The sequence below is a fragment of the Streptomyces sp. NBC_00289 genome, from assembly GCF_041435115.1.
Lineage (GTDB): Bacteria > Actinomycetota > Actinomycetes > Streptomycetales > Streptomycetaceae > Streptomyces.
Genome location: NZ_CP108046.1, coordinates 10,530,954 through 10,552,164 on the forward strand (window position 1 = coordinate 10,530,954; position 21,211 = coordinate 10,552,164).

General features: G+C 66.2%; 21 protein-coding genes and 6 pseudogenes. 9 read left to right on the plus strand and 18 right to left on the minus strand.

The window, feature by feature from the left end; translation table 11 throughout:
* Positions 1-44: 44 nt before the first annotated feature.
* Positions 45-524, minus strand: coding sequence for an ATP-binding protein (locus tag OG985_RS48295; protein ID WP_371674197.1), 480 nt, complete (start codon positions 522-524; stop codon positions 45-47).
* Between the two features lie 192 nt (positions 525-716).
* Here OG985_RS48295 and OG985_RS48300 point away from each other — a divergent pair, with 192 nt between their 5' ends.
* Both OG985_RS48300 and OG985_RS48305 read left to right on the plus strand, forming a co-directional pair.
* On the plus strand, positions 717-1,976 hold the full coding sequence (locus OG985_RS48300) for a Tat pathway signal protein (protein WP_371666421.1): 1,260 nt from the start codon (positions 717-719) through the stop codon (positions 1,974-1,976).
* On the plus strand, positions 1,973-2,533 hold the full coding sequence (locus OG985_RS48305) for an N-acetyltransferase (protein WP_371666420.1): 561 nt from the start codon (positions 1,973-1,975) through the stop codon (positions 2,531-2,533). The genes OG985_RS48300 and OG985_RS48305 overlap by 4 nt, the downstream gene beginning before the upstream one ends.
* A gap of 106 nt (positions 2,534-2,639) precedes the next feature.
* Here OG985_RS48305 and OG985_RS48310 read toward each other — a convergent pair whose 3' ends face one another.
* The 6 genes and pseudogenes from OG985_RS48310 to istA all read right to left on the minus strand — a co-directional run bounded on the left by OG985_RS48310 (position 2,640) and on the right by istA (position 7,326).
* Positions 2,640-3,026, minus strand: coding sequence for a toxin Doc (locus OG985_RS48310; protein WP_371666419.1), 387 nt, complete (start codon positions 3,024-3,026; stop codon positions 2,640-2,642).
* A 3-nt stretch (positions 3,027-3,029) separates the two neighbouring features.
* Positions 3,030-3,269, minus strand: a complete 240-nt coding sequence (locus OG985_RS48315) for an antitoxin MazE7 (RefSeq protein ID WP_371666418.1) — start codon at positions 3,267-3,269, stop codon at positions 3,030-3,032.
* A 390-nt stretch (positions 3,270-3,659) separates the two neighbouring features.
* Positions 3,660-3,791: a hypothetical protein gene (locus OG985_RS48320; RefSeq protein ID WP_371666417.1), complete on the minus strand. Its 132-nt coding sequence runs from the start codon at positions 3,789-3,791 to the stop codon at positions 3,660-3,662.
* Positions 3,792-3,880: 89 nt separating this feature from the next.
* Positions 3,881-5,074 (minus strand): annotated as a pseudogene (locus tag OG985_RS48325) (ISAzo13 family transposase); the annotation flags it as partial.
* 45 nt (positions 5,075-5,119) lie between these two features.
* A complete protein-coding gene (locus OG985_RS48330) occupies positions 5,120-5,731 on the minus strand; it encodes an ATP-binding protein (RefSeq protein WP_371666416.1) in 612 nt (203 codons plus the stop codon).
* A pseudogene (istA, locus tag OG985_RS48335) lies at positions 5,731-7,326 on the minus strand (IS21 family transposase). Before istA ends, OG985_RS48330 begins: the two are co-directional and overlap by 1 nt.
* A 532-nt stretch (positions 7,327-7,858) precedes the next feature.
* Here istA and OG985_RS48340 point away from each other — a divergent pair.
* Positions 7,859-8,230, plus strand: a pseudogene (locus OG985_RS48340) (transposase); the annotation flags it as partial.
* A 165-nt stretch (positions 8,231-8,395) separates the two neighbouring features.
* Here the strand turns inward: OG985_RS48340 and OG985_RS48345 are convergent.
* From OG985_RS48345 to OG985_RS48370, 6 genes and pseudogenes are all read right to left on the minus strand, one after another.
* Positions 8,396-8,596: pseudogene (locus tag OG985_RS48345) on the minus strand (DUF6262 family protein); the annotation flags it as partial.
* A gap of 81 nt (positions 8,597-8,677) precedes the next feature.
* The gene (locus OG985_RS48350) at positions 8,678-9,424 is read right to left on the minus strand and encodes a tyrosine-type recombinase/integrase (protein ID WP_371666415.1); all 747 of its coding nucleotides are present in this window, start codon (positions 9,422-9,424) and stop codon (positions 8,678-8,680) included.
* A complete protein-coding gene (locus OG985_RS48355; RefSeq protein ID WP_371666414.1) occupies positions 9,414-10,484 on the minus strand; it encodes a hypothetical protein in 1,071 nt (356 codons plus the stop codon). The genes OG985_RS48350 and OG985_RS48355 overlap by 11 nt, the downstream gene beginning before the upstream one ends.
* Before the next feature lie 202 nt (positions 10,485-10,686).
* Positions 10,687-10,863: a hypothetical protein gene (locus OG985_RS48360; RefSeq protein ID WP_371666413.1), complete on the minus strand. Its 177-nt coding sequence runs from the start codon at positions 10,861-10,863 to the stop codon at positions 10,687-10,689.
* A 7-nt stretch (positions 10,864-10,870) separates the two neighbouring features.
* Positions 10,871-11,509 carry a tyrosine-type recombinase/integrase gene (locus tag OG985_RS48365; protein ID WP_371666412.1) on the minus strand — a complete coding sequence of 213 codons (639 nt, stop codon included), beginning with the start codon at positions 11,507-11,509 and terminating at the stop codon, positions 10,871-10,873.
* 53 nt (positions 11,510-11,562) lie between these two features.
* Positions 11,563-11,964 (minus strand): site-specific integrase, encoded by a 402-nt coding sequence (locus OG985_RS48370; protein ID WP_371666411.1) that lies wholly within the window; start codon positions 11,962-11,964, stop codon positions 11,563-11,565.
* A 101-nt stretch (positions 11,965-12,065) separates the two neighbouring features.
* Between OG985_RS48370 and OG985_RS48375 the strand changes: the two genes are divergently transcribed.
* Positions 12,066-12,500: a transposase gene (locus OG985_RS48375; protein WP_371666410.1), complete on the plus strand. Its 435-nt coding sequence runs from the start codon at positions 12,066-12,068 to the stop codon at positions 12,498-12,500.
* Here OG985_RS48375 and OG985_RS48380 read toward each other — a convergent pair.
* From OG985_RS48380 to OG985_RS48395, 4 genes are all read right to left on the minus strand, one after another.
* Positions 12,457-13,008 (minus strand): hypothetical protein, encoded by a 552-nt coding sequence (locus tag OG985_RS48380; RefSeq protein ID WP_371666409.1) that lies wholly within the window; start codon positions 13,006-13,008, stop codon positions 12,457-12,459. The two genes, OG985_RS48375 and OG985_RS48380, sit on opposite strands and share 44 nt — an antisense overlap.
* A 117-nt stretch (positions 13,009-13,125) precedes the next feature.
* Positions 13,126-14,400: an MFS transporter gene (locus OG985_RS48385; RefSeq protein WP_371666408.1), complete on the minus strand. Its 1,275-nt coding sequence runs from the start codon at positions 14,398-14,400 to the stop codon at positions 13,126-13,128.
* Positions 14,397-14,795 (minus strand): hypothetical protein, encoded by a 399-nt coding sequence (locus OG985_RS48390; RefSeq protein WP_371666407.1) that lies wholly within the window; start codon positions 14,793-14,795, stop codon positions 14,397-14,399. The genes OG985_RS48385 and OG985_RS48390 overlap by 4 nt, the downstream gene beginning before the upstream one ends.
* Positions 14,738-15,055: a transposase gene (locus tag OG985_RS48395; RefSeq protein WP_371666406.1), complete on the minus strand. Its 318-nt coding sequence runs from the start codon at positions 15,053-15,055 to the stop codon at positions 14,738-14,740. Before OG985_RS48395 ends, OG985_RS48390 begins: the two co-directional genes overlap by 58 nt.
* 452 nt (positions 15,056-15,507) lie before the next feature.
* Here OG985_RS48395 and OG985_RS48400 point away from each other — a divergent pair.
* Positions 15,508-15,582 (plus strand): annotated as a pseudogene (locus tag OG985_RS48400) (IS6 family transposase); the annotation flags it as partial.
* A 29-nt stretch (positions 15,583-15,611) separates the two neighbouring features.
* Here OG985_RS48400 and OG985_RS48405 read toward each other — a convergent pair.
* The gene (locus OG985_RS48405) at positions 15,612-16,856 is read right to left on the minus strand and encodes an IS256 family transposase (RefSeq protein WP_371666661.1); all 1,245 of its coding nucleotides are present in this window, start codon (positions 16,854-16,856) and stop codon (positions 15,612-15,614) included.
* A gap of 161 nt (positions 16,857-17,017) precedes the next feature.
* On the opposite strand from OG985_RS48405, the pseudogene OG985_RS48410 reads away from it, so the two are divergent.
* The 4 genes and pseudogenes from OG985_RS48410 to OG985_RS48425 all read left to right on the plus strand — a co-directional run.
* Positions 17,018-17,471 (plus strand): annotated as a pseudogene (locus tag OG985_RS48410) (IS6 family transposase); the annotation flags it as partial.
* A 263-nt stretch (positions 17,472-17,734) separates the two neighbouring features.
* Positions 17,735-19,162 carry an IS1380 family transposase gene (locus OG985_RS48415; RefSeq protein ID WP_371666405.1) on the plus strand — a complete coding sequence of 476 codons (1,428 nt, stop codon included), beginning with the start codon at positions 17,735-17,737 and terminating at the stop codon, positions 19,160-19,162.
* A gap of 559 nt (positions 19,163-19,721) precedes the next feature.
* Complete coding sequence (locus tag OG985_RS48420; protein ID WP_371666404.1) at positions 19,722-19,883, plus strand: hypothetical protein; 162 nt, start codon at positions 19,722-19,724, stop codon at positions 19,881-19,883.
* Between the two features lie 125 nt (positions 19,884-20,008).
* Positions 20,009-21,202 (plus strand): YcaO-like family protein, encoded by a 1,194-nt coding sequence (locus tag OG985_RS48425; RefSeq protein ID WP_371666403.1) that lies wholly within the window; start codon positions 20,009-20,011, stop codon positions 21,200-21,202.
* Positions 21,203-21,211 lie beyond the last annotated feature (9 nt).

The following is a 21,211-nucleotide window of genomic DNA, read 5'->3' on the forward strand; positions in this document are numbered from 1 at the left end:
TGCCCAGGCCTGCGCGGATCGGGTGGGCATGGTGGCGGTCGGTGTCATGGTCGTTCCTGTGCCGAAACGGCCAGAGTGCACCAGGTGGTGGCGCCGGCGTTGTCGGTGCCCCACGTCCCGTTGTTTACCTCCGCGATGGCCTGGACGAGGTGGAGGCCGCGCCCTGATTCGCTGTGAGTGCCCCCTTGCCGGCGGGTGGCGGTGCCCGGCATTCCGTCCGTGACGGTGACGCGCAGGAAGCCGCCCTGGACCGTGATGACAAGGCTGATGTCCTGGCTGCCGCTGTGCAGGACGGCATTGGTCAGGAGCTCGGAGACGATGATCATGACGTCGTCCGTCATTGAGGCCAGTCCGCAGTACCTGAGTCGTGCGGCGGCGATCCGGCGCATGATTCCCACCCGGTATGCGTCCTCGGCACGGGGCGGGGCGTCATTGGGGCAAGGAGCGACCTTGAAGCGCGCTTGCATCACTTCGCCGCTGCAGTGGGGTGCCGCGCGAGGCGTCCGTACGGATGTCGTCATCATCACGTCCTCTGGGGGCAGGAGAGGGTGCAGAGGCGACTTGCCCCGCCACGCCTGCTTGCTTACGTGTAGTCAGACAACCGCTGTGCAAGGGGTCGTGTGGATGCCGTATAGGCCGGGACTTGTCTGCAACCCCTCTGCCGTTTTGACGCTCTCTTTAATCTTCGCTGTGGCGAGGAGACCTAACGTTTTGACATGCCGGAAGCACGGAACGACACGTTCGCATCGTGGCTGCACGAGCACGGAGTGCCAGTGGGGGAGCTAACGTCCCTGGTCAACACGGCAATCAGTGATCTGACAGGTCGCTACGGAACAGTGCACGACCGGCACATCTACAAGCTGCTTAGCGGGGAGCACCGGTCGCCCAATGCACTGATGAAGGCAGCGCTCCACAAAGTGACGGGCCGAACAGCCGCAGAGTTAGGCTTCGTTCCCCGGGGAAAGCAGAACTCAGATTCCCCAGCACCCGAGGACGACCCCGTGTATCGACGCGCTTTCCTGGCCGCGGCCACCGCCGCAGGCGCTTCACTGACCGCGCCCTCCGCCACGCAACGCCGGCTTGGATCGGCCGACGTGGACCGGATGAATGCCAAGTTGGCGGCCGTCGTCAGTATGGATAACAAGTACGGGGGCACGGCGGAGCTCCAACGGCACGCCGCCGGGCTCGCCGAGGAGACTGTGCGCCTGCAGAACTCTCATGCCGCATCCAACCGCATTCGGTCCGAGCTGTACGGTGTCGCGGCCGCATTCACGGCGAGCGCCATGTGGGCCGCTATCGACGGCCGGCGCCTCGACGAGGCAGAGCCCTACCTCAACCAGGCCGTCACTCTTGCTGGCCTGGCCAACAACCGTCACGTCCTCTTCCGGGTATGGGGCCATGCCGGGATCATGTACCGGCACCTTGGCCGTCCCGCCGATGCCATTGCTGCCGCTGAAGCGGCCCGTGCGACGTCTATCACTCGCAGTGACCCGCTGTACGCTTCTCTGGCGCTGGCGCGACTCGCGACCTTCCACGCCGACGCGGGAGACGAGCGCAGTGCGCTCCGGTCGATCAGTCTCGCGCAGGCCAGCTACAACCGGGCCGACCAGACGAAGCACCGCCCGCCGTGGATGGGCTTCTACGATCAGGCGGAACTCGACAGCCTGGCCACCTTCGCTCACCTGCGGCTCATGAAGTGGGAGGACGCCGAACGTCACGCACACCGTTGCCTTGCTGCGCTGCAACCTGACCTCGAACGGAACCGCGCCCTGACGCATGCCAACCTGGCCCTCGCCCAGCTCGGTCAGGGCGACATCGAGCCAGCCGTCACGGCGGCTCGAACCGTTCCGGCTGGGATGGTTGGGCACGGTCGCATCTCCATGCTCTTGCACAAATTCACCACCCAACTCACGTCCGTGGCGCCGCGCAGTCCAGAGACCACTGCGTGGCTCGAGCACCGGAAGGCAGCCGCATGAACGACAGGATCGCTTACCGTCGGACCCGTGACGTAGAGAAGGTCCGGGAACTCATTGTCGGGATCCACGTCGAAGTGCGTGGAGAGTTCGGGCTGATGGATCGGCCCTTCTACCAGCGTGAGCGGTTCAACGAGCGGCTGACGGCGTACTCGTCCCGCCCCGGCTGGGAGGCCGTCGTCGGATATCAGGGCGAGGAACCAGTCGGATACGTCTTCGCCGTGCCGCTCGGCGAGGACACCGGATGGTGGTCTGCCGAACGCGAGCCCCTCGCCGCCAAGTACGTGACGGAAGACGGCACGAGGACCCTGGCCCTCAACGAGATACTCGTACGCCGACAGTGGCGGGGAGCCAAGGGCAAGGGGGCTGCGCATGCCCTGCACGAGGAGCTGCTGTCGCAACGCCAAGAGAAGCGCGTCACACTGCTGGTCAATCCAGCGCTTTCCGAGGGGCGCCTCAAGGTTGTGTACGAGTCCTGGGGCTACAAGCAGATCGGTACTCAGCAGCCGTTCGACGACTCGCCGGTCTTCGCGACGATGATGCGGGACCCGCTGCGTTAGCGACAGGCTCCTTCTCGAGTGGGTCTCTCTTGTCAGCCGCGGCTGCCTCTTCCCCGGCGCGTGCCTTCTTCACCGCGGCATGCCAGGGATGGTAGGGCAGCCGGAGTCAGCTGGAGGGTTGGCGCAGGGATCGGAGCCGCTCGGCGATGTCGTACGAGTCGAGCTGCAGGGCACGGATGTCCGCGATCAGTTTGCGCCACTCCTCGAACTTCGTGTTCACTCGCTCCCCGTGCAGGCCCAGGTAGGCGACGGCCACACCGAAGCCGTACAGCTCGTTGCGGGTGGGCAGCGGGCGCAGCAGGATGCACTCCTCCAGCATCACCGCTGCCCGCCAGAATGCGTCGGGCTGGTGCTGGTCATGGCGGGGTGGGTCGACCTTGTGTCGGGCCGCAAGGCCTACGAACACGGAGTAGTCGTTGACCGAGAGGTCGTCCAGCAGCTCCGCTTGCCGTTCCAGGAACCACCGGTAATCGACGTAGTACTCGGCAGGCACTGGTCAGGCTGCCCGAGGGGCGTGCTCGGCTTGCGCCGGGCCGCCGTACTCGGCGTCGAAGGCCGCGACCGTGTCCGGGTCGCCGGTCACCCGGCGGAAGATCTCGGCGCCATCGGCCAGCGCACGCTCGCGCCGCTTCTCGTCGGCTACCTGGGCCAGATAGCCGTCGAGCGGCAGTCCAGCCGCGTCGGCTAGGGACTGCAGCGCATCCCGGGTGGTGTCGTCAATCTCGATGCCAGCCATGCGTCGAGTATGCCGCGTACCGCCCTCCTCAGAGTACCCACTGGGGAGAGTGGCCTGGACCTGCATCTTTATGACTCCGTCGTCTCCGGCGTCCAGCGGGTCGCCGGCACCCGGCGGACGGCCCGCACATCCTCTCGAATCCCGGCGAAGCGTCACTTGCCCCTGTGACTGGCATTCGTTTTGGTGGTGAAGGCCGGTGGGATACACCCATACTCGGTAGTGTTGACTACTTTCCGCTACCGTCAGTCACATGAGATAGCGCTGCTGGAGGATCTCGCGTGCCGGGTCGCCCGGGCCGTTGAGGAGCTCGGTCATGAGCTGCTGTGAACGATCACGTAATTCCCCGGGCCCGGCGTCACGTAATTCCCCAGGTCCTGGCCCTGTCCATGTCTACTTGATCGAGGGCTTGTTTGTCTTGTCGGTGCCCGCTCGGGGGCGCTTGTTGGGCCGGTAGCTGGGGCCGTTCATGATGACCTGGTGGCTGGTGTTGATCAGCCGGTCCAGGAGCGACTCGGCGACCACGGGGTTGGGGAAGAGCGGATACCAGTCGCTGGGTGCCCGGTTGGGGCTCAGTGTGATTTAACGTCTGCGGGTTCGGGAGTGTCGGCGGGTGGGCTGATGGTGTAGTTCCACTGGCCGTGGGTTTCGTGACGGGTCAGCGGGAGGGCCTTCATGGCCTTGTCGCTGATCTTGATGCCTGTGGGGTAGACACCGGTGTCCAGGGCCGCGGACACGGTCAGGCCGGTCTCGGTCGTCGTCGCACCGATCAGGGAAACGGCGGCCTCGTGGCTGGTCAGTGGTGTCCCGCGCCAGTTCATGGTGATTGCGGAGAACAGCCGGTGCTCTATGCGATTCCACTTCGAAGTACCCGGCGGCAGGTGCAGCACGGTGATCGACAGGCCGGTCTCGGCGGCGAGGGCAGCCAGCCCGGTCTTCCAGGCCCGTAGTCGGCTGCCGTTGGATCCGCCGCTGTCCGCGGTGATCGTCAGTGTCGTGGCCTGCGGATATGCGGCCCGGCCGACGTTGTTCCACCAGGTCCGCAGGGTGTTCACGGCGAACGCGGCGGTGTCGTGATCCATGCCGACGCTGACCCAGCCGGCGTTGGCGCCGATGTCGTAGACGCCGTAGGGGATGGCTTTGCCGGCCGGTCCGGGGAAGTCGTGGACGTTGACCTTCACCGGGTCCCCAGGCGGTCGCCATTCCTTGCCGACGTTCTTGAAGTTCCCGATCAGTTCCTTTTTCTTGCAGTCCACGGACACGACGGGCTGTCCGGCAGCGAGGGCCGCCCTGACCTGATCGTTGAGGTAGCGGAACTGGGCGTCGCGGTCGGGGTGCTGCTTGCCCTCGACGGTTTTGGCGTTGCCCTGCAAGGAGTAGCCGGCCTCGTGCAGCAGTCGGGCCACGACGTTCTCGGTGCACCGGTGTCCCCGATTGACCAGCTCGGCAACCAGGTGCGACAGCGATTTCGTGGTCCAGCGCAGCGGGTTCATCGGATCACCACGAGTCTCCGGCTCGACCAGGGCATCCAGGTCCACGGCCAGTTGCGGGTCCAGGACCTCGGCCCGTCTGCGGCCGCCTCCCGGCCCCCGGGACCGCCCGACCGCCAGCGGCTGCGGATCGTCCAGTTCCCCGCGGCCCCGTCGGATCGTGTCCTGGGACACCCCGGTCGCCTCACAGACGATCCGTGCACCGCCGCCACCCAGCTCACGAGCCTCGTTGCCGAGCCACAACCGTCGCTGCCGCTCGGTCAGGTGATCCCGGATCGCCTCGTAGCGCCGGGCCAGGGACTCCATATCGATCGGCATAGCAGGAAACGTACGCGCCGCGCGACTGATTCATAACTTGTTTCGCTACGAGCCCTTACTGGTCAGGATCAACGACCGGCCCTGGCGGTCGCTGACCAGTTCGTAGAGGTCGTCGGCCTGGGCCGCGGTGAGCTGGCGCATCGCGAAGTCGTCGAGGATGAGCACGTCGGGACGTACCAGCTCGCGCAAGTGTCGGTCCCAGGTGCGGTCCGCGTGGCCACCGGCCAGGTCCGCCAGGATGCGGCTGGTCTTGGCGAAGCGGACATTCGCGCCCTGCCGGATCGCCAGATGCCCCAGCGCCTGGGCGACGTGTGTCTTCCCGACACCGACCGGCCCGAACAAAATGACGGACTCTCCGGTGTGCAGCCAGCGCAAGGCCGCCAGGTCGCGGATCTGGGCGGCCGGGAGTTTCGGCGAGGCCGAAAAATCGAACTCCTCCAGGGTGACCTGATGCTCGAACTTCGCCCGGAGCAGGCGGCGTTGGAACGCGACGGTGTCTCGGCGGGTGATCTCATCCTGGCAGAGCGTCTGGAGGAATTCCAGGTGTCCGAGCTCGCCGCCGTGAGCCTGGGCGAGGCGGGCGTCCAGGGTTTCCAGCATGCCGGAGAGCTTCAGCGCGCGGAGCGCGTCGCGCAGGGCGGTGTCCATGATGCTCATCACGCGACTCCTTCTTCGTGACGGTGGTCATCACGGCCGGCGTTCGTCATGTCGGGGGTCGCCGCGGTCGCGAAGAGCCGCTTGGGGCCGTGCAGGAACGCGGCGGCTCCGCCGTCGCCGGAGCTCTCGGGTGCGGGTTCGGTCTCGGTGCCGGCGATGAGGATGCCCTTGATGGTGCGGTAAGACGGGTCGCCGACCGTGCTGGCCTTGGCGCAGGCGGCCTCCAGCCGGGCATCGCCGTAACTTCTTGCGCAGGCCGAGGACTCCCTGGGCGGCGCGGAGCCGGTAGAGCGCGTTGATCTCCAGCAGCCCGTCGATCACCTCCTTTCCTTGCAGGCGGCGCCGACCTGCGCGGACTGGGTGCGGCACCAGGCAGGGGTCCGCATAGGGAAAGCGATTTTCTCCGGCGGGTAGTCGCCGTGGTGGGTGCGTTTGCCCTGCTCAAGTGCCGCGTGGGTCTTGACCAGTTCGCCGTCGTGGAAGATCTACACGAAGGCGGCCGTGGAGCGGACGTCGACGCGGGCGCCGATGAGTTTCCAGGGCACCGAGTAGAGGGTGCGGCCGGCCTTGATGTGGATGTCCGGGCCGACGGTCGCCGTGCTCCAGCGGGCCAGCACGAACGGCGTCTTCGGCAGCGGCAGCAGGGCGCCGGCCTCGACGGCCTCGAAGACCGACAGCGGAGAGGCCCCGCCCAGCGGCCGGCACTGCCGACGGCCCGCCACCTCGGCGCACCACTTGATGGCCTCGGTCTGCATCTGCTCGATCGAGACGAACTCCCGGCCCCGCCACCACGAGTCACGTATATAGGGCATAGGGCGCTCGACCCGGGGCTTGTCTTTTGGCTTCAGGGCGCGAGCTGGATCTACCAACGCGCCGTAATGGGTGGCGAGTTCGGCATACGCCTTGTTGATTTTCGGGTCGTAGAGGTCGGGCTTGTCCACCCCGGTCTTGAGGTTGTCGGGCACCAGCCGCCGCGGGATGCCGCCGAAGAAGCGAAATGCTTCGACGTGGGCTTCGGTCCAGGCGTCCTGGTCCAGGTGGATCACCGGCCGGACGAACATGTGCCGCGAGCACGGCAGCACCATCACGAACGCCCAGATCCGGTGCCGTTTCCCACTGCGCGGGTTGATCCACTGGCCGAGGAAGCCGTAATCGATCTGGGCCTCCAGCCCCGGCTCGACCTCGTCACGCAGGACGGTGACCTGCGAGCGGCGGGTCTCCTCGGGCAGCGTCGCCGCTATCCACCGCCGCAAGCTGGACACCGACACCGTCAAGGCGTGTTCGTCCCGCAGCCGCTGGTGGATCGTGGAGACGGTCACCGTCCCCAGCAGGCTCTTGATGTAATCACCGTGTTTGTCGATCTCCGGCCAGGTCACCTGCCGCAGCCGGACGTCGCCGAGCTCGGGAAACCAGCCCTTGATCAGCCCGGCCCAGTCCCGCTCGGTCATCGCAGGGCCGCCCGGGGTGATCCCGGCAGCCTCCGCCGGGGCCAGGTACTTCCTGATCGTCTTGCGGTCTACTCCCAGCGACGCGGACAGCTCACTCTTCGAGCGGCCCGCATACCAGTGGACGTAGATCTCGGTCACGTCGACCACGTTGAACGTTCTCCTTGCCATCGTGCGCTTCCCTCGACCTCGAACCACTGATCGAGGAAGCGTGCGTCTTCTCAACGGCCAGGACTATGACCCCCGCCACCCGCGATCCCCCTGGGGAATTACGTGACCGCGAGGGTGGGGAATTACGTGACGCGGCACCCGCCCCACCTGGGGAATTTCGTGATCGCTCACACGACCCGACCTTCAAGGCTTACCACGTCCTCGGCACCTCGATGGACCCCTACGACCCGGTCGCGAACATCACGGCGGCGTGCAACTACGCGGCGGTGAAGTACGGCTCGATCGACAACGTCAACGGCCCCTACTGAGACACGCTCTCGCGGGGGCATGGTCAGGTTGAGTGGAGGCCTCCTCGGCTGGCATGATCGTCCGTCTGGTCGGATCGCCGGGAGGGCTGCTCGTGGACGCGGTGTCGTACCGGGGGTTCCGTTTCCCGCCGGAGGTTCATCTCCCACTATGTGTGGCTGTACCACCGGTTCAGCCTGCGCCTGGCGCGACGTCGGGGGAGTTGATGCTCGAGCGTGGTATCGAAGTCAGCCGCGAGACGATCCACCAGTGGACGCGCCGGTTCCCGCCTGTGCCGCCGCGCTGCGTCCGGGCCGCCCGGGGCAGGGCGACAAGTGACGTGGACCGTACCGGGGTTCAGTGGCGCTACCTTCCGCACGACTTTCCCCACTGGAACACGGTCTACGGCTACTTCGCCAGGTGGCAGCAGGAAGGCGTGTTCGCCCAGCTCAACGGCCTGCTCAGGCAACTCTTACGGCAGAAGGAAGGACGGGAGGCCGAACCGTCGGCCTGCGTGATCGACGCGCAGAGCGTGAAAACCTCCACCCGCGTGCTTGCCTCCGGCGGCATCGACGCCGGGAAGAAGATCGTCGGGCGTTATCTTGAGCCCGCTGATCTTGTAGGTGCCTGACCTGGTGCGTTGTGTGGAGGACGCTGTCCTTGACGGTCTCCTCAGCACGGTCCCATGACGGCAGAAGATTTCTTGTTCGGCATCACGCAACTCCCGGTTCTCGGCCTCCAGTTGTCGGTTGCGCTCGGTGGCAGCCTCCAAACGTCGCAGAAGGGAGGCGTCGGAGGCTCGTTGCCGGTCTGGAACCGGCCGGGCCGCGGGGATCGGCCGGCGGCCGGCGCGGAGTCGCTCGAGCTCGGCTCTCAGGTCCGCCTGGTTGTAGAGCCAGGACCGGGAGACGCCCGCTTCGCGGGCGACGGTCTCGAAGGTGATCGCGGTGCCGGTGGCGTCCATCCGCAGCAGGAAGCGGCGACCGCCCGTCGGCGGGTCGCCGCGGATCGGCGACGGGCCGCGTCGACGATCAGGTGGGAGTTGTCAGCCGGCATCCGCGGTCTCCTCGCCCTCGCCGTGACCTTCTTCCATCTCGCCGATCATGCGGTCGAGGTTGTCGGCGACCTGTTGGTTCATCTCGGTCATGCGGCTGTGACCACAGCTCTTTGCGTTGTCGATCAACGTCAGGGTGCGGGTGCGCTGTTCGCGGAGCTCCGGCAGAAACTCCGGCCCGGTGAGGAAGACCGGGCAGGTCAAACAAGCATTGGCGTGTGGGCAGGTCTTCTGAACAGGCAACCCGCAGTAGCCGTTGGGTAGGGTCTGGGTGGCGATGCCGTAGCGCGTCTTGGCCCACTGGGCCTGACCGAGCGGTCCGTCGGGATCAAGGACTACGCGTTCGCCCTTGATGTTGACCTTGGTTGCCTGTTCCCAGTGCCGCCGCACCGTCTGGTCGGTGATCTTGGCGTAGTGCGAGGTCATCTTGTGCGAATCGTGGTCCAGGAGGACGCGGACAACCTCTTGCGGGACGTCTCGGTTGATGAGTCGGCAGGCGAAGGTATGCCGCCATTGATGGGGTGTCAGGTGTACTGGCCGGCCGTGTTCGTCACGCACCTCGCAGGTCTCCAGCCAGCGGCCGAGCATCCGCCGGTAAGTGCCGTCCGCCAGCGGGAGGTTCCCCGAGACGTTGGCGCGTTGGCGGGGAAACAAGCAGACCGTCCCGTCCGGCCACCGGTCCAGCATCCGGCGTTGTTGCTCGCGTATAGCTGCTTCGAGTTCCTCGTCAATGGGCACGGCCGCCCCGCGCCTCATCTTGGTGTTGAAGTAGGGCGCCCTGGCCGTCGTGGAGGAAGCAGTCGAAGTCGAGGGCCAGAGCGCTGGAAATGCGCAGTCCGCAGCGGGTGAGGATGAGGGTGACCAATCGGCCTGCCGCGTCGGGCCAGCGGTCCAGGTTGCCGGGCGACTCGATCTGGGTCATGACGTACTCGGCAAGGCGCCGGTCGACTTGCTCGGGGACCGGCGGGACGTCGCCGACGTAGAAGGCCGCGGTGCCGGACAGGGTCTCCTCCCAGCCGTACTGCCGGATGTTCTGGAAGAACAGGTTGAGCGCGCCGATCCTCGTCTTCTTCATGCTGTGCCCGCCGGGTTGTGACATCACGTGGGCGAGGTAGCGCTCCAGCAGCGGCCGGTTCACTTCGGCGAGCGCATCGACGCCGGCGGACGTGAGGAAACCGCCGAAGCAGATGAGCGCGTCGACCCCGGCGCGGGCCGCACCAATGCTCAACCCGGACGTCAGCCGCAACCTCGTCCATCGTTTGCCCAGCTCACGGAGCCAGAACTGGGGGATGCGGTCGAATCGCAGCCGGGCGCGTGGACAGGGACGTCCAGCCGGGGTGGTGATGCCGGGCAGTTTGTGGAGCCGCCACACATCTCTGGGGTACTCGATCCCCCAGCCAGTTCCGTCGCGCAGGGCCTCCAGCCCGTCACGGGCGTCGAGGAGGAACAGAGCCGACTCGTCGGCCTGGGCCCCGACCTTTTGGCGCCGCTGCTGTTCCGATAGGTCCAGCAGCGAGGCGACCCCGAGTGCCTTGACGCGTCGGACTGCCGGCATGACCAGGCGAGGGGCGGCGATGCGGGAGCGGGCGTCGTGGCGGCATTGCAGCGCGTACTGGATCTCCAGTTTCAGTTGTGGGGCCAGGTCACGCAGATCGATGCTGGCGGTTCCGACCAGTTCGCAGTCGGCGATGAAGTGGTCGGGGTCGGGGCGGCCGTGGCGGTGCCAGCGGTCGTCGTGTCCGTGCAGAAGAGCTTGGCGGGGTTTTCGACCAAGAGGTTGCAGAACGGCAGACGGCACTCGGACGTCGTGGTGTCACGTGGGGCCAGGTCAGGGGCATTCCAGGTGGCCGGGTCGGGCTTGCCGGCCCGGCTCCAACGGTCGTGGTGTTTGGAGCACAAGCCGTTTCTGGCGCGGCGTCCGTAGCGACAGCCGTCGATGACGCAGGCGGCCAGCGATCTGCGGCCTCGGACCGGTGGGCCGGGTTCGGCGAGGAAGTCCGTCATCGGCGGGCGGCCGCGCTTGCGGAACCGGATGTCGTGGGCGTTGCAGAGTCCGCGCCTGGCCGACGCTGCCGTCGGTCGCAGTCCATGACCGCGCACTCGTCGGCGATGAAGACGGGGTCGTCCGGAGCGGGGACGTAGATCTCGGTGCGGAACTCGGATCGGACGACGGCCATGAGCTGCTCAAGCAGCTCGTCCGTCCCGATGCCTTCTCGGCGGGAAGGTGCGGACGCTGGAGGCCGCAGGCTGGTTCACCGGCCGGGAGGTCCGGCTGTGACACTCCTTCACCGTCTCCATCCCGGCCCCGCGGCGAAGCAGCCAGGTGGCGTAGGTGTGGCGGTATGGGTGGGGTTCAAAAGCGATCCCGGTGGCCTTCCGGAGCCGTCTGACCAGGTCATAGACGGCCGGATAGCCCCAGGGGCGGCCGTGGGGTTCGGCGAAGAGGTTCACGAAGACGTAGTCGGAATCCAGGGCGCCGTACTCGCGGTGCAAGCAGTCCGAGTACAGACGCATCAGCTCCGCGCTCGCCGGAATGCTGCGGGACCGGCCGGCCTTCGCGCGGGCCCGGTTGTCGTTCTGCCGCGGCACCACGGTCACATGCCGTTCGGCGATCGCGATGTCGTCGTGCCGCAGGCCGAGGGCCTCACCGATGCGGACCCCAGTGTCCAGCAGCAGGGCGAACAGCAGCCGGTCCCGCAGGTGTTCGCAGGAGTCCAGGATCTTCTGGACCTGGGCGGCAGTCAGGACGCGGGGGTGCTTCCGTCCGGTCTTGAGTTTGATCGTCCGGGTCCGCTCGGGCTTGCCGGAGGCGATGTGCTGCAAGAACGGCTTGTAGGAGGTGGCCGCCGATCGATGCGGTCCGGCCGGGCGCATCGTCACCAGCAGGTCGGCGACCTCGATGCCGCTGCGGGCGTGGAACTCGTAGAACGTGCTGACCGCGAGAGTTTGCGGTTCACGCTGGAAGCCGTGCAGTGGTACTCGACCGTCGGCAGCACCGCCACCGTCCCGCTCCGGGCTAGGGGCGGCAGCCGAAGCCAGGCCACAAAGGAGCCCGCTGCCTCCAAGTCCACTGATTTCCAGTCCAGTTCACGACCGTCGAGGTAGTACCACCAGTCCTTCAGGTCGTGGGCGTACGCCTTGACGGTGTTCGGCGACCGCTCGATCGCCGTCAGGTAGGCCAGGAACGACTCGACCGGATCGACCGGTCGCAGATCATCCCCCAGCAGCGTCCACGATTCCGTCGTCGACCCGGGTGCCAGCACCCTCTGTACGCGCATCGCGCATTCACCCCTTCCGTGTTGGACAGCAGCAGATAACCGCATCCACGACGGGAGTTGGGGAAACTTCAGAGTGCTTCACGCACATGAAGGACACACTCGTGCGGGCTCAAGATAACGGGCGCAAGCGGCACGTCGTGGTCGACACGCTCGGCCAGCTGCTGGGGGTGATGGTCACCGCCGCGGACACTGGCGGCCGCGCCGCCGCCCGGGTGCTGCTGGAAGAGGTGGCCGACGCGCACCACCGGCTCGCCCTCATCTGGGCCGACGGCGGCTACACCGGCCCCCCCGTCGAGTACTGCCTCACCGCGTTCGCCCTGGTCCTGGCGATCGTCAAGCGCAGCGACGACATGCGCGGCTTCGTGGTGCTGCCCAAGCGGTGGATCGTCGAGCGCCTCTTCGCCCACCTGATGCGCACCCGCCGCCTGGCACGCGACTACGAACGCCGCACCACCAGCGCCGAAGCGGTGATCTACTGGTCGATGATCCTGCTCATGACCCGCCGCCTGGCCCGGCCACGGTCTGCGCGAGGGTGAATCTGCCCGGCGCGGGCTCGGCCAGCCAGCCGCGCGCGACCAGGCGTTTCGCCGTCGACCGCAGCGCCTCCATGCGTGCCGGCACCGCGTCCATGCCGAACGCCGCGGCCCTCTCCTGGCAGGTCAGCGGCCCTTGATGGAGCCGGTGCCGGTCCGCGAGCACCTGCAGGATGCGCTGGTAGTCCACCGACAGCACCGACCAGGCCAGCCCCTCACGCCACACCGGCACCTGCGGCTTCATATTCGCCGCATCCGGCACCTGCGACGTCTTTCCGGCCTGCTCCCCGGCGGCCGACGCGGTCCCCTCGACCCGGGCGCGGTCCTGCCCGCTCTCGTCCGCCGGGGCCAGCACCTCACCGACCCGCGAGCAGGCGATGGCCCACTCCTTCCATTCCCGCTCGGCCACGGCCAACTCGGCCTGGATACGGTCGGCCTCCTCCCGTAGCTCGTCTACACGACGGCGAGCACCCAGCTCACGCTGTTCCAACAGCCCGACCACCGACGGCATCCACGACCTCCCAGGGAGCGACAGCACGACAGGCCACTACTCCCACCGAATCACCGACCCCACGCCCGACCAGCAAAAACGCGGCGATCACGTCCGGAAAGCCAACAGCTTCTGAGGTCATTCGGCGGTCTGGGTAAGACTGCTGGAGTGGGCGGATCGCTGGCTGGCTTTGAGGAACAGAACAGCGCTGAGGGCGCCCAGGGCGGTGCAGAGGCCCCACCAGGGGATGAGGCCGACGGCGGTGAGAGCCAGTCCGGCGGTGGCCGGGGCGATGAGGCCAGCTGCCGAGGTAGTGGAGGCGGCGATGCCCTGGTAGTAGCCGTGGCGGCCGTCAGGGGTCAATCTGGCGGTGAGGGTCGCGAAGGCGGGGGTATAAAGCATTTCGCCCACCGTCCACACCACGACGGTGAGGGTGTAGGTCGAAGCCGTGTCGGCCAGGGCGGTGAGTCCGAAGCCGAGACCTACTAGTGCGCCGGCGACAGCGAGGATGCGGTTTTCGTTCTTTCCGGTCAGCCAGCGGGTCAAGGGGACTTGCAGGGCGATGATGAGCACACCGTTGACGGCCAGGGTGGTGCCGTAGACGGTGCTGCTCAGGCCGTCGGCCTGCAGGGAGACCGGGAGGGTCACGGAAGCCTGCTTGAACAGCAGGCACACCAGGAAGGAGCCGATGAGCGCATACGGCAGACTCCCGCAGCGCCAGGCCGCAGGAGACCGGCGCGGGAGGGCACTTGGGTCGGGAGGCGCTGCTTGGCCAGGTTGCGCTGGCCTGTGGACGGCCGACGCCGCAGCTGCGGCGTCGGGCATGGGGGGAGGGTGGCCTTGTGGGATCCGGTAGCCGAACAGGGCGCAGGCGGCGGTGATGGCAGCGCTGCCGGTGAAGAGCCAGGCGCTGTGGTGGTCGATGAGGACGCCGGTGGCGAGGGGGGCCACGCCGTAGCCGATATTGGTGGCCCAGTAGGTGTAGGAGAAGGCTTTCAGACGCTGGGCGGCAGGCACGATGTTGGTGATCATCGCGGTGCGGGCGGCACGGGCGGTGCTGGTGGTGAGCCCAGCCAGGCCCGCGCAGGTGACGATGAGCCAAGGGTGACGGACGTGGCCGAGGGCCAGCAGGGCTGCGGCGCTGGGTAGTTGGGCAGTCAACATTATGGGGCGGGGGCCGAAGCGGTCGGCGAGGATGCCACCCAGGGGCGCGGCGAGGGTGCCAGCGCCGAAGCAGGTGATAGCCAGGCCGGCGAAGACGGGGCTGTGACCGAGGCTTTCGGTGAGGTAGGGCGTGAGGAATAGGACGATGAAGCCGCCCAGGGCGGTGAGCAGGGATAGGGTCCACAGCTGCCAGTAGGAGCGTGGCAGCCGGTCCGTTGCTTGGACGGGTGAGGGCTGGATCGACGTCACAACGGGGTGGTTGCCTGGTGGGCTTGCATCCGCTGCCAGACGTTGGTGGTTTCGAACACGAACGGCTCAGCCGTTACGTCTGTAGTCCGCTCTCGGGGACGGGCGAGCAGGTGGAGCGCTTTGCCATTGCTTTTGAGATCCGGGCGCTCGGTGCCGATGGACTCCCACAGCCGGTCGGCCTCCTCGGACGGCAGGCCGTCGGCTTGTGCCTGGTGCAGGTGCCGGGGCCAGTTGCCGTCGGGCCAGGAAGCGTCCATGGCTCTATGCACCTGCCATGCCCTGCTGTTGGCGCTGATCAGCCCTGCCGCCTCTGCCCGGTGCAGCCGGTAGCGCATGTTCACCATGGCTTCGGAGACGGGCCGGTAATCGTACTCGGCTGCGGCATACGCCAGCACGACTTCGTCCGCAGGACTTCATTCGCCCAGAGCAGTTCCCTCACCTCGCGCCGCAGCTGGGCGAGTTTCTCCTTTTCCTCGGTGGCGAGCAGGTCGTCCTGCTCACCGGTGTTGGCCTCGGCCTGCCGGATCCAGCCGCGCAAGGCCTCGTGATGCAAGCCGAGTTTTTCGGCTATACAGCGGATGACCGGCTTCGGCTCGGCAGCGCGGTACATCCGCACCGCACGCTCAGGCAACTCCAGCGGGTACGGGGCAGGCATCGCCTGGGCTCCTCTCATGCAACCCATCCGCCTCTCTGCCAACGCCTGCCGCAACTCGGGGGAACCTCAAGGCGTTGCCCGTGGCGACACTGTTGACCTTGAGCTTCAGCACTGGCCTCGGGGTTGTCTCCACCCCAACACGCCCCGCCGCAACTTGGCTGAGCAATCACTACTTGCTTCTATACGCGGGGCTGCCCGGTTTCGATCGGATCTGTAAGAGCGACCGAGGATAGGTGACACTTCAGGCGACGGGTTTGGGGCGGGTGTCCTATAGGTAGCGGTTTCGGGCCTGTTGGATGAGGCAACGCATGGTGACGAACGTGGCGGCGAGGTAGAGGTAGAACTCGACGTGGAGCTGTCACGTTGGCTGGCCGGTGCGGGATGATCATGCTCGGGAGGGGGCTTGCCGTGGGAAGCGCGTTGCCGTCGTTTACCGGGGGCACCGGTATCCAGTGGAGATCATCTCCCACTGTGTGTGGCTGTACTTCCGGTTCCCGCTGAGCTTCCGCGAGGTCGAGGAGCTGATGGGTCACGTCCCCTGTGATGGTGTAGGCGATCAATCCTCCGTAGTGTTCGGGGTGTTGGGGAGTGCATGGGTGGTGTGGTCGGCGTGTTCGGCGGCGTAGATGGCAGTCATGCTGCCTTCGGACAGGTAGCGGCGGGGGAAGGCGATCCATTCGTCGTGCATCTCGCTGAGCACGGCGGTGACCAGCCGCTCGAGGGCGGCCGGGTTGGGGAAGACCTGCACGACGTCGGTGCGGCGCTTGATCTCGCGGTTGATCCGCTCCAGGGGATTTGAAGACTGGATCTTCTTCCAATGCGAGATGGGAAAGGCAGCGAAGGCGGTCAGGTCCTCCTTGGCGTCCAGGAGCATCTGCCTGACCTTGGGAAACTGCTGCCCGAGCATGTCGGCCACCGCATCGAGTTGGTGATGGACGGCTTCGGCGGTGGGCTGGATGAAGATGGTGCGGATGGTCGCCGCGACCATTTCCCCGGATTCCTTGGGGATCACGGAAAACACATTCCTCAAGAAATGGACACGACAACGCTGCCAGGCGGCACCGAGCATGACCTTGCGGATCGCTGCCACCAGGCCGCTGTGACTGTCGGAGATGACCAGACGGACCCCGCCCAGGCCGCGTTCGCGCAAGGAGCGCAGGAACTCGCTCCAGAACGCTTCGGTCTCGCTGTCACCGACCATCACACCCAGCACCTCACGGCCGCCGTCCTCACTGATGCCGGTGGCGATGACCACGGCCTGGGAGACGATCCGGTGGTTCACGCGCACCTTGCAGTAGGTGGCGTCCAGGTAGAGGTAGGGGAAGCGGCTGTGATCCAGGGGCCGGCCGCGGAAGACCGTGAGCTGTTCGTCCAGGTCACCGCAGATCCGTGAGACCTCGCTCTTGGAGATTCCGCTGTCCGCGCCGAGCGCCTTGACCAGGTCGTCGACCGAGCGGGTGGACACCCCGTGCACGTATGCCTCCATGATGACGGCGTAGAGCGCCTGGTCGATGCGGCGCCGCCGTTCCAGCAGGCTGGGGAAGAAGCTGCCGCTGCGCAGCTTCGGTATCGCCAGGTCCAGATCGCCGGCCTGGGTGGCCAAGGTCTTCTCCCGGTGGCCGTTGCGGAAGGCGGTGCGGGCTTCGGTGTGCTCGTTCCACTGGGCGCTGATCCGGCCGCTGAGCTCGGCCTCGATCAGCTCTTGCAGCATGCGCTCGGCGACGTTGCGGACGAGCTCGATCCCGTCCGCCGTGCGTAGTGACTCCAGCAGGCGTTGTAGGTCAGACTGGGACAAGGCCATCGGGCACCTCCAGGGTTGAACTGGCCGTTCACCAGGGAGATTTGCACGGTGGCCTGCCTCATGCGCAGGGAGCGGAGACCGTCACCGGATGCACGCCCCGGGCACCCGCCCGCGCACACCCACACGGTGATCGCCTACACCATCACGCGGGACGCCATCAGCTGATGCTCGAGCGCGGTGTCGTCGTGTCCTACGAGACGGTGCGCCGGTGGTGCCTGAAGTTCGGACAGGCCTACGCGAACGGCCTGCGGCGCCGCCGTCCCCGGCCCGGTGACAAATGGCACCTGGATGAGGTCTTCATCACAATCAACGGGGAGCAGAAGTACCTGTGGCGGGCCGTCGACGCCGACGGCAACGTGCTCGACATTCTTGTCCAGAACCGCCGCGACAAGGCTGCGGCCAGGCGTTTCTTCCGCAAGCTCCTCAAAGGGACCCGCGCGGTGCCGCGGGTGGTCGTCACCGACAAGCTCCGCTCCTACGGCGCCGCCCACCGACAAGCTCCGCTCCTACGGCGCCGCCCACCGCGAGGCGACGCCCTCGGTCGATAGCTCCCACAAGGGACTGAACAACCGGACGGAGAACTCGCACCAGCCGACCAGACAACGCGAACGTGCGATCGCCTGTTGTAGCGCCGATATGTGACATCCAATGAGGAATCCAGCACTAGGCCGGCGAGCGTTTTGCGGCGGGTACGATCCTGACGCCCCATCACAGCGACGCCTATCAGCTTCAACAGCACCGCTGGCGCACCGAACACTAGCCCTGGGTATTCAGCGGAATTGGGTGATCTGACGCCCCGATAGCAGAAAGGTGCCGTTGACCTGCGAGGATGCGAGTGTCTAGGTCGTATCCGCTGCAGAGAGCAAGGCACCTTTCTGGTGGTCGAGAGTACAGGGTGGGACCGTCGGCTGTCCGTGGCGGCTGACGGGAAGAGGCTGGTCGGGCATACCGGGGCGGTGCTGCTGCGCCGGTGCGCAGACCGCACGGGACTGACGGAGGCGCTGGCCGGGGTGCTGCCGTCCGGCACAGTGGCCGGTTGGCGGGACCGCGCAGGGGTGCTGGTGCACCTCGCGGTCGCGATCGTGCTGGGAGCGGCGAACTTCTCGGAAGCCGGGCAACTCCAGTCGTATTACCGGCCGTTGTTCGGGGCTGCGGCCTCGGACTCAACCGCCCGCCGCACGCTGGCCGCCCTTGACGTGGCCACCCTGTCGAAGGTCGCAAAGGCGCGGGCGAGGGTGCGCCGGCACGTGTGGAGCCTGCTGCACCTGCGGCAGGGCGGCTTCCCCTGGCTGACGGTGGCGGGCAAGCGGCTGACCGGCTGGATCGTCATCGACCTTGACGCCACCGTCATCACCGCAGCCTCGAAGAAGACCGGGGCTGCGGTCACCTTCAAAAAGACGTTCGGGTTTCATCCACTGGCCGCGTGGTGCGCGAACACCACCGAATCGCTGGCCATGCTCATGCGACCGGGCAACGCAGGGGCGAACACGGTGGCCGACCACCTCGCCGTGCTCACCGACGCGCTCGCCCAGATCCCCGGCTCCTCCACGGCGAAAATCCTGGTGCGGGTGGACGGGGCCGGCGCTACCCACGGGCTGCTGGAACACCTCGAAGCACTGAACACCACCCGGCGCACGGTCCGCTACACCGTCGGCTGGAAGATCACCGAAGACGACGAGAAGGCCATCGCAAAGCTGCCCGAAAGCGCCTGGGAGACCTCCGTGCACCAGGACGGCAGCCTCCAGGAGGGCTACTTCGTCGCGGAGCTGACCGGGCTGAACACCCGTGAAGGCTGGCCCGAGGGCATGCGGCTGATCGTGCGCCGGGTCAAGCCCACCCGGCGGCACCTGAAGAAACTGACCGCGTTCGAGAAGAAGACCGGCTGGCGCTACTGCATCACCGCCACCAACATCCGCCACATGTGGGGCATCGCCGGCTCGGGCCACAGCCAGTTCCTGGACGTGCTGCACCGCTCGCATGCCGGTGTGGAAGACCGGGTGCGCACCAACAAGGCCATGGGGCTGGACAATTTACCCTCCGCGTCATGGGAGGTGAATCGCGGCTGGATGCTCGCCGCGAACCTCGCGAGTGATCTCGACGCCTGGGTGCGGCTGCTGGCCCTGCACGACAACGAGGGCCTGGCCGACGCCGAGCCGGACACCATGCGCTTCCGCCTCTACCACCTGCCCGCCCGCCTCGCCGACCACGCCCGCCGCCGATGGCTGCGCATCGAGCGGACCTGGCCCTGGGCATCGGCGTTCACTACCTGCTGGCAGCGGCTCACCGCCCTCCCGGCCGTCACCTGACGGCCGGGAACTGCCCCGACGAGGATCAGGAAGGAGGAGCCTCGCAGTCTCCGGGCCCGTGGAACCCGGCGCAGCCGCAGCGTCACGCGACGACCTGTCCTACACCGGCCAAGGACATTACAGGCGAACCGCCGGACCGATCAGCGATCGAACCCCGCTGACGAATCGAGGCTAGCCCCGGGCCACCATCGCCCATTACCGCCGCGACGACCCACTCCCCGCACGACTCCGCCCCTGGAAACACGCCGACCAAGAACGACCACTCACTCAAGATCTGCTGCTGTAGTACTTGAACTCGGCCGTGTACCGCTTACCCGAACTGCTCTTGCTACTCACGTGACTGGACTGCTTACTGCGGGACCACCCCGTCCCAGTATCAACCTGTCCAGATCAACGGGGGACTTCAACACGAAGCGCTCCTGCAGTACCAGACACAGGACGTTAGGAATCACTACGTCAGGTTGGGGCGCCGCTCTGAGTATCAACTACTCAAGCCCTCGCTCACGGGAGGTACATATTATCGTGGAAATGCCAAGCTCTTCAGTAAGGGATTAAGTCTATGAATAGCGGTATGTTTTCCGGAAACTTCGTCCTTGATGAGGCCGCCGTGGAGAAGTTCTCCGATCTGCTGACCGACGAAGGCCCCATGTTTGCAGGTTACCACGCCCTCTCTGAGGGGATCACCGACGTCAACCCGGAGACCCCTACTGTCGCCAACTGATTTATTCGGCGGCCGGTCGTTGTGGAGCACCTAACTGCTCCACAACGACCGTCGGCAGTTGATACCGGTCCGCCGCCACACCGAACCGTTCGGACCTATTGGGCGGAGGGCGCAACGTGCATCGGATGACCTCAAGCCTGCGAACTGCACCGCTGGCCGAAACTCTGTCGCGGGCGAAAGTAGCAGCGAAAGAACTCGGCATTGTTAGAGTGACGGATACTACTTGGCTCGACTGCATTGGCATTCCAGTATTTGCCAGCATTCGCCCGGACTCCAAATCTCTCTGCGTCAATGCTGGAAAGGGCGCATATCCGGAAGAAGCCCGAGTGGGGGCCTACATGGAGGCCATCGAATTCGCGCTCGCAGAATACCGAAACCGCGAGATCGAGATTATCATGTCCACTCCGCGCGAGGTGGCTTCGCAGCAGTGGGCGGATTTCGAATTTGTCGACCTCTGCCCGGTTATGGGGGTTCCGGTCGACCCGGACGGAGCTCTTGCCTGCGTCGAGGCTGAAGACGTTACTACAGGACGCACATTGCTGGTCCCCGCAGAGCTCGCCTACCATCCTTTTCCAGAGAACCCGGGGCAGCGGATATTCGGCTCCGGAACCAATGGGCTATGTTCAGGAAACTCGATCGATGAGGCCACGGTGCACGGCCTCTGCGAGGTCATCGAACGCGACATTAGGTCACTTAACTACTTCAAGAACACCTCACGTCGTGTAAATTTCGGTGACCCAACTGCCCATATTGAGGTTCTCCGTTCCAAAATTGTGTCCGCTGGTCTTGAAGCGGTTATCCGCTACACCCCGAACGAGTTCGAACTGCCCTACTTCGACGCATTCCTCCTAGAGTCGTCCGACGATGCTCCGGTTGCCCTTGCCTACGGCGCCGGACTGCACCTCGTGAAAAACATCGCAGCTGTCCGCGCGCTGTCTGAGGCCGCCCAGTCGCGGCTCACTCATATCCATGGCGGCCGCGACGACCTCGTCGACCGCCACGAGTACTTCGCTCGCTATGGGCGGGAGTTCGAGAAACAGGCGATGAGCGCGGCCCGTGAGCAGGCCATCGACTCCGCAGAATGCATTCAGTACTCCGCCATCCCCGACGCTTCGAACGCCGCGATCGACATTGACAGTGCGCTTGGCACACTGATTGAAACACTCGGCCGGCGCGGGATCCGGCAGGTCCTTCGCGTGGTCCTCTCCCAGCGCTTCGCACCACTTTCAGCCGTCAAGGTCGTCGTCCCGAAGCTCGAACATTTCCAACCCGAGCTAAAGCGTGTGGGCCCTCGTCTTGCAACTCTCGTGAATTCCTGAAGGCGCGTG